The organism is Mesorhizobium sp. CNPSo 4671 (assembly GCF_057784245.1).
This window is the reverse complement of sequence record NZ_JBWLUW010000083.1, coordinates 1-496: the sequence shown is the minus strand read 5'-3', so window position 1 is coordinate 496 and position 496 is coordinate 1. Positions and strand designations below refer to the sequence as shown.

Here is a 496-nt window from a genome sequence, read left to right as displayed (position 1 = left end):
CTGGCTAACCTGGCAAACGGCTTCAGCAAGTGGCCGGAACAGGCGGGTTGTCGCGAGGCCACAGCCACGATCGCCGGTGAGGTGCTTCGCCGTGCCGACCAACTCTCTGAATTTACTCCGCAGACCCTGGCTAACCTGGCAAACGGCTTTAGCAAGTGGCCGGAACAGGCGGGTTGTCGCGAGGCCACAGCCATGATCGCCGGTGAGATGCTTCGCCATGCCGACCGTCTATCCGACTTTATTCCTCGGAACCTGTCGAACCTGGTAAACGGCTTCAGCAAGTGGCCGCATGTGGAGAGCTTGCGCGCCTCAATCGCGATCGCTGGCGAGCTGCTTCGCCGTTCCGGCCAACTCTCTGAATTTACTCCGCAGGAGATGTCGAACCTGGCAAACGGCTTCAGCAAGTGGCCGGAAGCCGCGGAGTGTCGCGAGGCTATAGCCCTGATCGCCGGTGAGATGCTTCGCCGTTCCGACCAACTCTCGGACTTTACTCCGC

The 496-nt window shown here is 60.9% G+C and carries 1 pseudogene; it reads left to right on the top strand.

Annotated elements, in window-relative coordinates:
• A pseudogene (locus tag AC04SF_RS37475) lies at positions 1 to 496 on the top strand (hypothetical protein); the annotation flags it as partial.